This is a genomic window from Paracoccus sp. KR1-242 (assembly GCF_049446195.1).
Lineage (GTDB): Bacteria > Pseudomonadota > Alphaproteobacteria > Rhodobacterales > Rhodobacteraceae > Paracoccus > Paracoccus broussonetiae.
This window is the reverse complement of record NZ_JBMSED010000002.1, coordinates 106884-120181: the sequence shown is the minus strand read 5'-3', so window position 1 is coordinate 120181 and position 13298 is coordinate 106884. Positions and strand designations below refer to the sequence as shown.

The following is a 13298-nucleotide window of genomic DNA, read 5'->3' as shown; positions in this document are numbered from 1 at the left end:
CGTGTCTTCGAACCGCCTGTTGGTCCGCCAATCAGAACGCCAAACGGCAAAGGACAAGACATGCGCCGAATTTTCAATGAAACGACCGCGATTGCGGCCTGTATCTCGCTTCTGGCGCCACATGCCCTGCTTGCGCAATCCGCGGATGCCCTGAAGGACGCACAAGGCCAGGAACAGCAGGCCCCGGAGCAGGCGGCCCCGGAACAGGTGGCCCCCGCCGCACCGGAACAGGCCGCGCCGGAACAGGCACAGCAGCCCAAGGCGAAGGGCAAGCCCGCCGCGGACTGCGACGATGGCTCAGCCCCGCCTTGCGCGGACGCGGCCACCGCCAGCCCCGCGCCGCAGGCGGCGGAAACCGCCCCGGCAGAGGCCCCTGTCGAGGCCCCGGCCCCGCAACCCGAAGCGCAGGCCGCCCCGCCGGTCGAAGCGCCTGCCCCCGCGGCGACGGCAGCCCCTGAAGCCCCGGCGGAAGCCCCTGCTGAGGCACCCGCCGCCAAGGCCCAGGCCGATCAGGCAGTGACGCCGGATGAGCCCGTGAAGGATGCCAAGCCGGCGCCGCTGGACAATCCCGCGCCCCAGGCCGAAGTGCCGACGCAGGACGACCTTGCGGATGCGCTGAAGAAGGAAGCGGACGGGGCCGCGCCCGCGGCTCAGGAAAGCGCGCCCGTTCAAGCTGACAAACCTGCCGCGCCGGCTGAAGGCGACGTGACCGGCAAGCCCGCGGCCGAGCAGGTCGAACCGGCCCCGCTGCCCGAAAGCGCCCCGGCCGAGACCGCCGCCCCGGCGGCCGGTGGTGACGCCCCCGCCGCGCAAGTCCCGGCCGAAGCCGCGACGACTGAGAAGCCGGGTGCCGCCCAGACCGACGGCAACGCGGCCGGCGGCACGGCGGCCGAGGCTTCCCCCACCGCACCCGCTGGCGATCCGGCAACCGACGCCGACGCCCTTGCCGCGGCGCTTGCCAAGCAGAACGGGGAGGCCGCGACCCCTGCGGAAACCCCCGAGGGCACGGCCGCTCCGCAGGCACTGGGTCAGGCCGATCCGGCGCAGCCTGCGACCCAGCCCGCCAAACCGGGCCAGGTCGAGACCGCCGCCCCCGCGCCCGAACAGGGCGCCAGCGAAACCGAAGCCGCGAAAGAGGCCGCCGCCGCACCCGAGGTGGCCCCGGTCGCCGCGCTGAGCGACGAGGCGGGCAAAGGCGAAGTGACCGAGGAAAAGGTCACCAAGGAAAACAGCCGCTCCTCGGCCGAGGATTTCGCGACCGACCTGACCAATGCGATGACCGCCGCCACCGGCGCGCCGGCGCAGGCCCGGACCGAGGCCAAGGATGATGACGACGACAATAAAAGCGATCTGGCCAAGGCGCTGCTGTTCGGCCTTGGCGGGGTCGCGGTCGGCGCGATGCTGAACAACAACCGCCAGGTTGCGCTGAGCAGCCCCGACCGGGTCGTGGTCACGCGCGGCGATGGCAGCCAGCAGGTCATCAAGGATGAGGTGGCCCTGCTGCGCCAGCCCGGTTCGACCGTCGCGACCGAGAATTACAATGATGGCTCGTCGCGCACGATCGTCACGCGCGCCGATGGCAGCAAGATCATCACCGTGCGGGATGCGGATCTGCGGGTTCTGCGCCGCAGCCTCGTGTCAGCCGACGGCACCACCACGCAGCTGATCGACGACACGGTCCGGGTCGATCCGGTCGATGTCGCCAGCCTGCCCGCTCCGGTCGCCGGCACCGGCATTGCGCTGGGGAAAACCAGCGAGGAGGATCTGCGTGCCGCGCTGCTGCGCGAATCCGACGTTGGACGCCGCTTCACCCTGTCCCAGATCCGCAACATCGCGCAGGTCCGTGCACTTGTCGCCCCGGTGAACATCGACGCCATCACCTTCGAGACAGGCTCGGCCGCGATCCAGCCCGATCAGGCCAAGCAGCTTTCGGCGCTTGGCGCGGTCATCCGCGAAGCGGTCGCCGCGAATCCGCGCGAGATCTTCCTGGTCGAGGGGCATACCGACACCGTCGGCTCGGACGCCGCCAACCTGGCGCTTTCGGACCGCCGTGCCGAGTCGGTCGCCCTTGCCCTGACCGAGTATTTCAAGGTTCCGCCTGAAAACATGGTCGTGCAGGGCTATGGCGAGCAGTTCCCGCGGATCCGTCAGGAAGGCGACGTGCGTGAAAACCGCCGTGCCGCCGTTCGTCGGATCACCGACCTGCTGCCGCAGCCGACGAAGTGACCTGACAGACCGGCGCGGCGATCTTCCGCGCCGGTCCCTTTGACAGCGATGCGGGCCAGACCGGCCCGCAGGTCGTGGCGCGCCTAAAGCAACTGGTCGTGCTGCTTGACCGTGCGGCAGGCGGCCGAATTTCCCTGACCGCAAGCGGCCCGCAATTCCGACAGGGATTTCCCCTGGACCGAGCCGCCCGAGGAACAGGCGCTTGTCGCCAAGAGGATGAAAAGCAGGGCAATCTTGTTCATGTGGTCCTTTCCGGAATGTGGCCGCGGTGGGATCGGACCAAGGCTAAGCGCAGAGCGCCCCGGACGGAAGCGTCCAGATGCCGCGCCCCGCGACGGGGTTGCGCTTGCCCCGCCTATGGCCAAGGTTGCGGGCCATGATGAGGGCCTGCCGATGCGCGACATGGAAATCCGAAGACTGACCCCGGATGAATTTCCGATCTTCAAGGCGATCCGCCTTGAAGCGCTCGGCTCCGAACCCGCGGCCTATGCCAGCAGCGCGGGCGACTGGGCAAGGCTTTCCGACGAGGAATGGCGCGGCAGGTTGCAGATTCCGGTCTTTGTCGCCTTCCGGGCGGGCAATCCGGTCGGGATCATGGGGCTGCTGCCGCAGCAGGCCAGCAAGATGAAGCACCGGGCCACGCTGATCATGGTCTATCTCCGCCCCGAGGAACGCGGAGGCGGGGCGGCGCAGGCGCTTCTGGACGCCCTTATCGCAGAGGCGCGCAAGGCGGGGATTTCCCAGATCGAGCTGAACGTCAGCTGCCGGAACCCACGCGCGATCCGCTTTTATGAACGCAGCGGCTTTGACCGGATCGGGATCATCCCGGCCGGAATGATCCATGAGGGTCAGGAAATCGACGAAATGATCATGGCGCGTCGATTGACCTGAGCTTCGGTGACATGGCCGCGGCCTGCGCGGGAATATCGACCGTTCCCGGCACACCGCGCAGGCCCAGATAGGCCAACGGCGCAAGGCCGAAGGCCTTCTTGAACATGATCGTGAAGGCTGCGGGGTTTTCATAACCCAGGTCCATCGCCACCGCCGTCACGGGCGTTCCCGCGGCCAGATGGGGCAAGGCCGAAAGCAGGCAGGCCTGCTGCCGCCAGCCGACGAAGCTGAGGCCGGTTTCCCTGCGGAACAGCCGGGTAAAGGCCCGCCGGCTCATCCCCAGCGCCCCGCTCCAGTCATCAATGGTCTCATGGATGTTGGGCGCTGTCATGAAGCGCCGGCACAGCGCGGCAAGGCGTTCGTCGCGCGGATAGGGCAGGGACAGCGGCAGGGCCGTCAGGCGCGCGATCTCGTGTCCCAGCAGCTCCATCAGCGCGCCCGGACGGCCCGACAGCGGGTATTCCAGCGGCAGCTCGAACGCCTCGACGATCAGCGCGCGCATGAAGCCGTGGATGCCGACCACCTGGCAATGATCCGGCATGCCCTGTGCCGCCTCGGGTTCGATATACAGGCTGTGCATCCTGACCGCGCCGACGATCCGGACGTTGTGAACGGCGCCGGGGGGGATCCACATGCCGCGCTGCGGGGGCATGACCCAGGTGCCGTGGGGCGTCGTCATGACCACCAGCCCCGTCGCCCCCGAGATCAGCTGCCCCCGCCGGTGGCAATGGGGCGGGATCCGGAAGCCGTCGGGATAGTCGTTGGTGATCGCGACGATGGGGCGCGGCGTGTGGTCGACCGTGTCGATATGGATGTCGCGCATGATTGGCCCACTTGCGTAACAATCAGGCCCAAACAAGGTGGCGGGCAGATTTCCCGATCTGTAGCCCTCGGGCATCGGCAGGGCAAGACGCCTGCCCGGAATCTCGGAGATGCCCCTTGTCAGACGCAGCAACCGTTGCCCCGCCCCGCAGTGGCGCGGCCTCATACCCGGTGCTTGGCGCAGCCAGCCTGTGCCATTTCCTGAACGACATGATGCAGGCGCTGCTGCCGGCGGTCTATCCGATCCTGCAGGGGAATTTCTCGCTGTCCTTTGCGCAGGTCGGTTTCCTGACCTTCGTCTATCAGGTGACGGCGTCGCTGCTGCAGCCGTTCATCGGCGCCTATACGGATCGCAGGCCGCTGCCCTATTCGCTGCCATTCGGGATGGCGTCCTCGATGCTGGGGCTGCTGACGCTGGCCTATGCCCCCAGCTATCAGGTGCTTCTTGCGGGGGCCGTACTGCTGGGGATCGGTTCCTCGATCTTCCACCCCGAGACGTCGCGAATCGCGCGCCTGGCCTCGGGCGGGTCGCATGGCATGGCGCAGTCGCTGTTCCAGGTCGGGGGCAATTTCGGATCGGCGGTCGGGCCGCTGGCCGCCGCCTTCATCGTGCTGCCGCGTGGACAGCAGGGGCTGGCGTGGTTCGCGCTGGTGGCGCTGGCCGGGATGATCGTGCTGAGCGCACTTGGCCGCTGGTATCAGGTGAACGGCCATGCCCGCCGCCCCGCCAAACCGCCCGCGCGCCACGCCGTGCTGTCGCGGGGCAAGGTCGCGATGGCGATGTCGGTGCTGATCGCGCTGCTGTTTTCCAAGTATATCTATCTTGCCAGCTTCACGAGCTATTACATCTTCTTCCTGATCGAGAAGTTCGGCTTGCAGACCCAGCAGGCGCAGCTGTGCCAGTTCGTGTTCTTCGGCGCGGTGGCTGCGGGCACGATCGCAGGGGGGCCGATCGGCGACCGCTTCGGGCGCAAGCCGGTGATCTGGGCCTCGATCCTGGGCGTGCTGCCCTTTACGCTGCTGCTGCCGCATGTCGGGCTGACCGCGACGATCATCCTCAGCGGGATCATCGGCTTCGTCATCGCCTCGGCATTCCCGGCCATCGTCGTCTATGGGCAGGACCTGATGCCGGGGCGCGTGGGAATGGTGTCGGGCCTGTTCTTCGGCTTCATCTTCGGGATCGGCGGGATCGGGGCCGCGCTGCTGGGCGGGCTGGCCGACTGGAAGGGGATCACCTTCGTCTTCGACCTGTGTTCGGTGCTGCCGGTGATCGGTATCCTGACCGTGCTTCTGCCCGACACGCGCGAAAAGCATGGTTAGGCGGTCGGCCGACGTCCGAAAGGGCTAGAGGGTCGAGGAGCGCCGGGGCACCAGCTCGGGCATCGCCGCCTCGATCATCCGGGGCTTGCCGTCGATCCGGTCAAGCAGCAGCTCGACCGCGCGTTCGGCGATGTCGGGCAGATGCAGGTCGACGGCCGTGATCGGCGGCCGCGACAGCTTGGCGCGCAGCCCGTCATATCGCGTGACCAGCCGCAGGTCTTCGGGAATGCGCCGGCCCAGTTCCTGCGCGGCCCGCACCGCGCCGCTGGCAAAGGCGTCGACGGCGGCAAAGATGCCGTCGATCCGGGGATCGTCGCGCAAGGCCGCCAGCGTCGCGCGATAGGCGATCTCCTCGCCCTCTTCCTCGTCCAGCGCAAGCAGCCTTGGGGCATGGCCGTGGGTCTGCGCGAAGGCACCATAGGCCGCGCGGCTTTCGATCTGGCTGGTGCGCTGGCTTGCCCCGACCAGCGCCATGACATTGCGGCAACGCTGTTCTTCCAGATGCGTCAGCAGCAGGCTGGCAGTGTCACGCGAGCGCAGGTCGACCGCGGGAATGTCGGGGCGATCCGGAACCGTGCCGATAGAGACGATCGGCGTCTGGCGCTGTTCGAAATGCGCCAGCACCGGATCGTCGCGCATCGGTTCGACCAGGATCACCCCGTCGAAGCCCGCCGAGACATAGCTTTTCGCCGAAGGGTGGGGCGGGATCAGGCATAGCGCCAGGTTGCGGGTCAGCGCGGACATCGCGGCCGATGCGGCGATCTCCATCAGGAAGCCCAGCCGCGACGGCCCGGCGGCGACAGCGAAGGGCATCGACGAGGCCAGTGCGATCGTTCCGGTCCGTCCGCTGCGCAGGGCCACGGCCGCGCTGCTGGGGTGATAGCCGATCTGCTCGGCCAGCGACTGGATCCGCTTGCGGGTTTCCGGGTCGACATGGCGGCGGCCGCTGAAGGCATGGGACACGGTCGTGACGGATACGCCCGCGGCCTTCGCAAGGTCCGAAATCGTCGGTTTGGCCACCCATGCCTCTCGTTCAAACAGTCTTCGCGCCAAGCTAGCAGCATTGCCGTCCGATGCAACAAAACGATTTGCACGAATCGGCGGAGGTGATACGCAAACGGATAGCAAAACGATTTGCATGAATGCGAACATGGCTTAACAACAGGGAACGACGATGAATTCCGATGCGAAGACTTCCACTGTCGCCGATCCGGTGGACCAGGTCCTGCCCACAAGGGAGCTGGTGCTTTTCGGCCTGCAACATGTGCTGGTCATGGCGGCCTCACCGATCACGGCGGTTTTTCTGGTGGCCCAGACGCTGGGCTTCGATGCCGGCCTGACCGTCTCAATCATCAGCGCGACCTTTCTGGTCTGCGGGATCGGGTCGATCCTGCAAAGCCTTGGCCCGGCGGGGCTGGGGGCGAAACTGCCCTTCGTCATGGTGCCCGGCGGCGCGCCGATCGCGATCTTCATCGCCATTGCCAGCCAGACCGACGTGCAGACGGCGGTGGGCGCGGTGCTTATGACCGGGGCATTCTATTTCCTGGCTTTGCCGGTCTTTCGCCGGTTGCTGCGCTTTTTCCCGCCCATCGTGGTCGGGACCATGCTGCTTCTGGTCGCGGTGAACCTGGTCAAGATCTATGGCGGCACCATCACCGGCAAATCCGGGACCGAGGGCTTTGCCGACCCGGTCAATGTCGGGCTGGCGCTGGCGACGATTGCCCTGACGGTGATCTTTTCGCGCGTGTTCACGGGCACCTTGCAGCGCATTTCCGTGATGCTGGGGCTGGTCGCGGGGACGTTGCTGGCCGCCGCGCTTGGCAGGCTGGACCTGACCGGCGTGATGGCGGGCCCGATCATCGCGCTGCCGCACCTGTTCCCCTTCGGAATGCCGAAATTCGACATCGTGGCGTCCTTGCCGCTGATCATCTTCTCGATCATCTCGATGGCCGAGGCGACCGGGCAGACCATCGCCACCGCCGAGATCGTCGGGCGCAAGGGCGACGCCCACGCCATCGTCCCGCGCACCATCCGCGCCGATGCCGTCGCCTCGATCCTGGGAGGGATGCTGGGCACCTCGCTCATCATCACCTCGGGCGAGAATGTCGGCATCGTGCGTGCAACGGGCGTGCGCTCGCGTCTGGTCACGGCGATGGCGGGGGTGATCCTTGTCGTGATCGCGCTGATCGCGCCGGTGTCGCGGCTGGCCAGCCTGCTGCCCGGCCCCGTGATCGGCGGCACCGCGATCATCGTCTTTGCGATCATCGGGGTGATCGGCATCCATGTCCTCAGCCGGGTCGACCTGCGCGGGCATGGCGCGATGTTCACGCTGGCCTCGGGGCTGGCGATGGGGCTGATCCCGATCCTGGTGCCCGGCGTCTACAGCCAGTTTCCGCAATGGTCCCAGATGATCCTGGGCAACGGGCTTGCCATGGGCACGCTGACAGCGGCGGTGGTCAACGCCCTGTTTCAATTCAGTTGGCCGCAAATTGTCCAGACGAAGGAAAATACACGATGAACGATCTGTGCCGGGCTTTTGCCGTCACCGAAAACCTGGTTGTCGCCCCCGGCCGGATGCTGCTGGAGGACGGCCCCCGGCCCGGCATGGCGGTGCTGCTGCGGGGCGGGCGTTTTCAGGCGGTCGATACGCTGACGGCCCTGCGCGCCCTTCACCCCGGCCTGCCGGTGGTCGAGTTGCCGGACCACCTGATGATGCCCGGCTTCATCGACACCCACACGCACCTGACCCAGTCGCTGGGCAAGTCGCTGGTCTTTGGCGAGCCGTCCGAGATCTTTCGCCGCATCTGGGTGCCCTTGGAGGGCAGCCTGGATGAGCGCATGGTCTATCTGTCATCGAAGCTGTCGGCCCTTGAATGCCTGCGCGGCGGCTTCACCACCGCGGTCGACGCGGGAACGCGCTCGGCCGGGCATCTGGACCGGCTGGTCGAGGCCGCGCGCGAGACCGGCCTGCGCCTTGTCGTCGCGCGCATCTGCAACGACCTTGGCGGCGCGGCGGTGGTGCCCGACCGCGCCCAGATCCTGCGCGATGCCGAAAGCCATCTTCGCGGCTATGAGGGCGACCCGCTGATCCACGCCTCGCTGGCGATCTCGATCCCCGAAGTTGCCAGCGACGCCATGCTGCGCGAGATTTCGGGCATGGCGGCGGCGGCGGGCGTCACCTTCCAGACCCATGTGAACGAACATCTGGTCGCGGTCGAACGTTCGCTGGTCAGCAATGGCCGCCGCCCGCTGCAGCATCTGGACCATGTCGGGGCGCTGGGTCCGCAGACGCTGCTGGCCCATTCGACGCTGGTCACCCCGTCCGAGCTGAACCTGCTGAGGGATACCGGCGCGGCCGTCGCCTATAACCCCGTCGCCTCGACCTGGAAGGGCAATGCGGTCGCGCCCGCGCTGCAGATGCAGGCGCTGGGGATCCGCTTCGGGCTGGGGACGGACGGCACCCGCGCCGACGGGTTCCGGCTGATGGACGCGGGCGAGACGCTGCAGCGCATCGCCTATGGTCTTGCCTCGGGCGACAGTTCCTGCGGCGGTGGCGGGCTTTGGCTGAACGCGGCGACAAGCATGGCCGCCGACGCCAGCGGGCTGGGCGCGGTCACGGGGCGCATCGCTCCAGGGTTGGCGGCAGACTTCCTGCTGGTCGATCTGGATCGGCCGGAATTCACGCCATCCCATGATCTGGGATGGGAGCTGGTCCGTTACGGCAGCCGCGACCAGATCGACGCCGTGTTCACCAATGGTCGCCTGCGCATGGTGCAGGGCTGGCCGGTTGACTGGGACGCCCGCGCCTTGTTGAAAGAGGTCCGCGACCTTGCCGCCCCGGCCATCGCCGCCGCGCCGATCCAGCGCATCCATCCCACGGCTGACAGCCTGCTTGCCACGAGGTCGTTGTGACTGTTTCCGCCTTCGTTCTTCTGTCCCTGCTGGTCGGCGCCTCTGCCTTTGTGCAGGGGGCGGTCGGCATCGGCTTTGCCCTGATCATGGCGCCGGTCTTTGGCTTCGTCGATGCCAGCTATCTGCCGGTGACCCTGTTGATCCTGATGCTGCCGCTGAATTTCCTGGTCGCCTGGCGCGAGCGGCGCACCATCGACCGCAATGGAACGCGCTGGATTACCGCAGGCCGCTTCCTTGGCACCTTCCTGGGCATGGCGGTTCTGTTCGCGCTGAGCGTGCGGCAGCTTGAAATCGCGGTCGGCCTGCTGACCATTCTTGCCGCAGTCGTGGCCTTGCTGTCGCCGCCCTTCGCACCCACGCGCAGTGCGTCCCTGGGCGTCGGGCTGTTCACCGGCGTGACCGAGACTTCGACCGGGATCGGGGGACCGCCGCTGGCGCTGCTTTACCAGCACGCACCGGGGCCGGTGCTGCGCGCCACCGTCGCGACCTGCTTTCTGGTGGGCGAGGTGATCTCGCTGGTGATCCTGATGATTGCCGGTCGGGTCGGGCAGGGGCAGCTTCTGGCGGCGCTGTATCTGACCCCCGCCGTCCTGCTGGGCAGCATGCTGTCAAGAACGGTCCATTCCCGCGCCAACGGGCCGGGCCTGCGGATGGCGGTGCTGATCTTTTCGATCGTCAGCGGCGCCGCGCTTCTGCTGAAGGGCTAGGGCGGTCGTTCTTGCGTGACATCGGAGAGGATTTGGAAAGGTCGGGGCCGCTTTTTCGGCTGCGCCGGACCTGATCTTTTCGACAAGTTGGCGGAACAGGCGAACGGGTGCATCCTATTGTTACTGAGGAAAGCCTAGAGGGAAATTCTGCATCGACAGGAGGTCGGTCCGGGAGGGGGCCGGCCTCTTTTCATGTCCATTCCCGCCCTTGTCCGTCGTCACGATTTCCGCGCCCGGGCCTCTGCCTTGCGCCCGATCCGGTGGCGTCCGCGCATGGCGGGTTGTCGGATCATCGCGTCGGACTGCGGGGTGCTTGCGTCGGACGATCAGGTCGAAACTTTATAATAATTCATCATAACAAACTGTAATTGATTAATTTCATGTCGCGGCTTGCCGTTCTTTTCCGCACGCAAAACCGCAGCCCCACGAAATTCTTGACAGGTGGTCCGCCTTTTCGCCAGTCTGACCGAAGATGCCCGGGTCAAACCGGCATCCTTCATACCCCGCTCAACCCAGGTTGATGACGATCCGGAGTTCGCGCCTCCTGGTACAGGGATCATAGCGAAGCTGGCCGCAGGCCGGTTCAACTGTGACACCTGGAGGGGGCATGACTGCCGATCTTCTGATTCATGACGCGTTTATCTATGTCGACCGCGGTTGGGAAATTCCGTCGGGCTGGATCGCCATCGCGGGCGGGCGCATTCAGGCCGTTGGCGACAGCGGCAGCGCCGCGCCCCCGGCCAGGCGCCGCATTTCCGCCAATGGAAAGCTGGTGACGCCGGGGCTGATCAACTGCCATCACCACATGTACCAGAACCTGACCCGGTCCTATGCCCCGGTCACGAATGGCAGCCTGTTCGAATGGCTGACGGGTCTTTACCCGCTTTGGGCCGGGCTGGACGAGGAAGCCGTCTTTGCCTCGACCTATGTCGCCATGGCCGAGCTTTTGCTGGGCGGCTGCACGACCTCGATGGATCACATGTATGTCCATCCGAAGCCCTTCCTGATCGACGCCCAGTTCAGGGCGGCCAACGAGATCGGTTTTCGCTTCTACGCGACGCGCGGCTCGATGACCCGTTCGGTCGAGGATGGGGGCCTGCCGCCCGCCTCGGTGGTCCAGGACGAGGATGTCATTCTTGAGGACTCGGTCCGCCTGGTCGCGAAATTCCACGACGCGTCGGCCGGGGCGATGAACCGCGTGGCGCTGGCGCCCTGTTCGCTGTTCTCGGTGACCGAGCGGATCATGTCCGAATCCGCCCGGCTTGCCGACAGATACGATCTGCGCCTGCACACCCATCTTGCCGAAGACCCCGAGGAAGACACCTATTGCCGCGAGGTCTATGGCTGCACGCCGGTCGAATATTTCGAACGCGTGGGCTGGGCCTCGGCGCGGTCGTGGGTGGCGCATTTCATCTATCCCAAGCACGAGGAGATCAAGCGGCTGGCCCATGCGGGTGTCTGCACGGCGCAATGTCCCTGTTCGAACATGCTGATCGGCGGGGGGTCGGCGGACCTGATGGGGCTAAGGGCGCTTGGCATGCCGGTCGGGCTTGGCTGCGACGGATCGGCCTCGACCGACAGCGCGTCGCTGTGGCTTGAGGCGCGCACCGCGCTGCTGCTGGGCCGCTACAAGAACGGCCCGCATTCGATGTCGGCGCGCGATGCGCTGGACGCGGCCACGCGGGGTGGCGCCGCCTGCCTTGGTTGGGAAGACGAGATCGGGCATCTTCGCCCCGGCGCCTGTGCCGATCTGGTCATCTGGCAGATGCCCGATGTCTCGCTTGCGGGCGCGCTGACCGATCCGGTCGAGGCGCTGCTGCGCTGCGGACCCGCCACGGCGGGAACGACCATCGTGAACGGTGTTCCTCTGGTCGAAAACGGCCAGCCTAACCTGCCCGGATTGAACGACGTGCTGAAAGAGCACCTGAAACAGGCGCGGCGGATACAGCGCCTGCACCCGTAACCCATCACAGCCTGGATCGCGGACTGGTCAGGAAAGGAAAACCGTCATGACCGCAGCAAGCAAGATCTACGCAAGTCAAGATACGTCAACGGATGTCGGAAGCGTCGAGGAGTTCATCCCGCTTCCCAAACGCATTGTCCTGGGGGCGCAGCAGGCGATGGTGTCAAACGCCTGGCTGGACCCGATCTTCATCGCCTCGGTCGCGGGATTCTCGGCGGGGCTGGCGACCAATCTGGTCTCGGCCACCTTTCTTGCCGCCGGGCTTGTCACGCTTGTCCAAAGCACCCGGCTGGTCAGGCTTCCAATCGTGCAGGGGCCTTCCTCGGCCTTCTCTCCGCTGGCGATCGGCTATTACAAGGCCGGTTCGATCGCCGCGGCGGGGTTCGGGCTGTTCATCGGGGCGGCAATCATCTTTCTGGCCGCGATCACCGGGCAATTCGCAAAAATCCGCGCGGTCCTGTCGAAATCCGTGTCGGGGGCGATCATCACGCTGGTCGGGATCTCACTGACCGGATTCGCCTTCATGGAGTTCTTCGGCGGTCCGGGAAGCCCGCATTTCGGTACCGGCTACAGCTTGCTGATCGCTGCGATCACCATGGGGACGGTCGTCCTGTGTTCGGGGCTGGGCGGGCGCATGCGGACCTTCGGCTTCCTGTTCGGCCTGATCGTCGGCAATGTCGCGGCGGCCATGGCGGGGCTTCTGGATTACTCCAGCGTCGGGTCCGCGCCGTGGCTGGCTTTGCCGAAGCTGCTGCCCTATGGGGCGTGGAGCTTTGACCCCGGCATCACGATCACCATGATCATCGTCTTCTTCGTCGCGGTGGTCGAAGCGGTCGGCATGTACGAGGCGACCGCGATCCTGGCCCGGACCGAGCTGGACGAAAAGCGCATCAACATGGGCATCGCGGGCGAGGCAGGCGGTTCGATGCTGTCCGCCCTGCTGGGGGCCTTCGGGACGACCGCCTATGCCCAGAACCTTGGCGTGGTCAAGCTGACCGGCATCGCCAGCAGGCATGTGGTGCGGGTAACCGGGATCATCTTCATCGTCCTGGCCTTCATCCCCAAATTCGGCGCGATCCTGGTATCGACGCCCGCACCGGTCATCGGCGGATTGTTCATTCCCGCCGCCGCGACGGTCATCATGGCGGGGATCCAGATGGCCGGAATCGAGCGGCGGGGTCCGGCGCAGAATCTGGTCGCGCCTCTGGGCATCATGGCGGGATTGGGGGTGCCACCCTTGGCCGACGCGCTGTCGCCCTCACTTTACCCTCTGCTGGCGGAAATGGTGCATCACCCGATCGTGGTGGGATCGGTCGTGGCCATCCTTGCCGAGCTGGTCCTGGTCAGGCTGCCCGAGGCGCTTCGCAAGGCGGATGCCGGGTCCGCCAAGGCGACCGCGGGCGTGCCTTCCGATCACCTCGGGGGATAGGGAGATCCGAAGGGTGCGGCTGGACATG

General features: G+C 66.5%; 11 protein-coding genes. 8 read left to right on the top strand and 3 right to left on the bottom strand.

What is annotated here, in order from left to right:
• Positions 1–60: 60 nt before the first annotated feature.
• Positions 61–2226: an OmpA family protein gene (locus ACO2Q4_RS04115; protein WP_423317471.1), complete on the top strand. Its 2166-nt coding sequence runs from the start codon at positions 61–63 to the stop codon at positions 2224–2226.
• Between the two features lie 83 nt (positions 2227–2309).
• Here ACO2Q4_RS04115 and ACO2Q4_RS04110 read toward each other — a convergent pair whose 3' ends face one another.
• Positions 2310–2468, bottom strand: coding sequence for a hypothetical protein (locus ACO2Q4_RS04110; RefSeq protein ID WP_311759516.1), 159 nt, complete (start codon positions 2466–2468; stop codon positions 2310–2312).
• Positions 2469–2583: 115 nt separating this feature from the next.
• Between ACO2Q4_RS04110 and ACO2Q4_RS04105 the strand changes: the two genes are divergently transcribed.
• Positions 2584–3117 (top strand): GNAT family N-acetyltransferase, encoded by a 534-nt coding sequence (locus ACO2Q4_RS04105; protein ID WP_423317469.1) that lies wholly within the window; start codon positions 2584–2586, stop codon positions 3115–3117.
• On the opposite strand, the gene ACO2Q4_RS04100 is transcribed toward ACO2Q4_RS04105, so the two are convergent.
• Positions 3095–3940, bottom strand: a complete 846-nt coding sequence (locus ACO2Q4_RS04100) for an AraC family transcriptional regulator (protein WP_423317468.1) — start codon at positions 3938–3940, stop codon at positions 3095–3097. The genes ACO2Q4_RS04105 and ACO2Q4_RS04100 overlap by 23 nt on opposite strands.
• A 116-nt stretch (positions 3941–4056) precedes the next feature.
• Between ACO2Q4_RS04100 and ACO2Q4_RS04095 the strand changes: the two genes are divergently transcribed.
• Complete coding sequence (locus ACO2Q4_RS04095; protein ID WP_395131793.1) at positions 4057–5259, top strand: MFS transporter; 1203 nt, start codon at positions 4057–4059, stop codon at positions 5257–5259.
• 24 nt (positions 5260–5283) lie between these two features.
• On the opposite strand, the gene ACO2Q4_RS04090 is transcribed toward ACO2Q4_RS04095, so the two are convergent.
• The gene (locus tag ACO2Q4_RS04090; protein ID WP_423317466.1) at positions 5284–6279 is read right to left on the bottom strand and encodes a substrate-binding domain-containing protein; all 996 of its coding nucleotides are present in this window, start codon (positions 6277–6279) and stop codon (positions 5284–5286) included.
• Between the two features lie 154 nt (positions 6280–6433).
• Between ACO2Q4_RS04090 and ACO2Q4_RS04085 the strand changes: the two genes are divergently transcribed.
• The 5 genes from ACO2Q4_RS04085 to ACO2Q4_RS04065 all read left to right on the top strand — a co-directional run bounded on the left by ACO2Q4_RS04085 (position 6434) and on the right by ACO2Q4_RS04065 (position 13270).
• Positions 6434–7777: a uracil-xanthine permease family protein gene (locus ACO2Q4_RS04085; protein WP_423317464.1), complete on the top strand. Its 1344-nt coding sequence runs from the start codon at positions 6434–6436 to the stop codon at positions 7775–7777.
• On the top strand, positions 7774–9171 hold the full coding sequence (locus tag ACO2Q4_RS04080; protein ID WP_423317462.1) for an amidohydrolase family protein: 1398 nt from the start codon (positions 7774–7776) through the stop codon (positions 9169–9171). Before ACO2Q4_RS04085 ends, ACO2Q4_RS04080 begins: the two co-directional genes overlap by 4 nt.
• Positions 9168–9878, top strand: a complete 711-nt coding sequence (locus tag ACO2Q4_RS04075) for a sulfite exporter TauE/SafE family protein (protein WP_423317460.1) — start codon at positions 9168–9170, stop codon at positions 9876–9878. The genes ACO2Q4_RS04080 and ACO2Q4_RS04075 overlap by 4 nt, the downstream gene beginning before the upstream one ends.
• 607 nt (positions 9879–10485) lie before the next feature.
• Positions 10486–11841, top strand: a complete 1356-nt coding sequence (locus ACO2Q4_RS04070) for an 8-oxoguanine deaminase (protein ID WP_423317458.1) — start codon at positions 10486–10488, stop codon at positions 11839–11841.
• A gap of 46 nt (positions 11842–11887) precedes the next feature.
• Positions 11888–13270 carry a uracil-xanthine permease family protein gene (locus ACO2Q4_RS04065; protein WP_423317456.1) on the top strand — a complete coding sequence of 461 codons (1383 nt, stop codon included), beginning with the start codon at positions 11888–11890 and terminating at the stop codon, positions 13268–13270.
• The last annotated feature ends 28 nt before the right edge of the window (positions 13271–13298 follow it).